Raw genomic sequence first — 714 nt, forward strand, 5'->3', positions numbered from 1 at the left:
TTGCGCATAGAGCCAATCGTGCTGTTGGGAAGGGAGGATGAATAGTCGGTACTTGTTTTAGAAACTTATAGCAGTGTCAAAATTTGCACTGCAAAACAAAGAAAAGCGGTTCACGATTCAGCCAGCCACTTCTTGAATTCATCAAAGGCCATCTTACCAGCAGCGCACTCGTCGCGCGTGCCCTTTGCCGTGGCGCTCCAAGCATAGAACGCACCGGGACTGATCCGCCCCGCCTTAATCCAGTTAAAGCGTTTCTTGTATTCCCGGCGGTACTCCTTGAACAGCTCATCTGAGTTATTCTTTTCTGCCCAGCGTTTCCTCGCGCCGACTTCCCGGCAGGTGTAACCGTTTTCATCTACAGTGAGGTTGCAGAACTCCGCCGTGTTGCGCCGGGGGATAGCGAAGTATTTGCCGCAGTAGGAGCAGATGCGCATACGCTGTTCGCGCTTGACGCACTCGCGGATCGAGAACTCGACGAGGCTATAGATTGAGGTTGGGTGCAAAACTTCTGCAAAGGTTCCCTCGCCAGTTTGCTCATAGGTGGTGGAAATAGGCTGGAACTTGTAAGCATAAAGCGGTTGGTTTTTCTCCCTTCGGAGATAAGCTTTCAGCTTTTCCTTCACGGGTTTCTTCTTGCCGTCGTCGATATCCAGCACATCCTCAAACAGACGCATGATTTGTTTTTGGAGCGTGTCGATGTCACTAGGGATGTGC

1 protein-coding gene is annotated in these 714 nt (G+C 51.1%); it reads right to left on the reverse strand.

The window, feature by feature from the left end; genetic code table 11:
- Nucleotides 1–110: 110 nt before the first annotated feature.
- A partial coding sequence (locus U8U68_RS22050) for a DUF6076 domain-containing protein (RefSeq protein WP_322204629.1) occupies nt 111–714 on the reverse strand: 604 nt, incomplete at its 5' end.

Source organism: Acutalibacter intestini (assembly GCF_034334985.1).
Lineage (GTDB): Bacteria > Bacillota > Clostridia > Oscillospirales > Acutalibacteraceae > Acutalibacter > Acutalibacter intestini.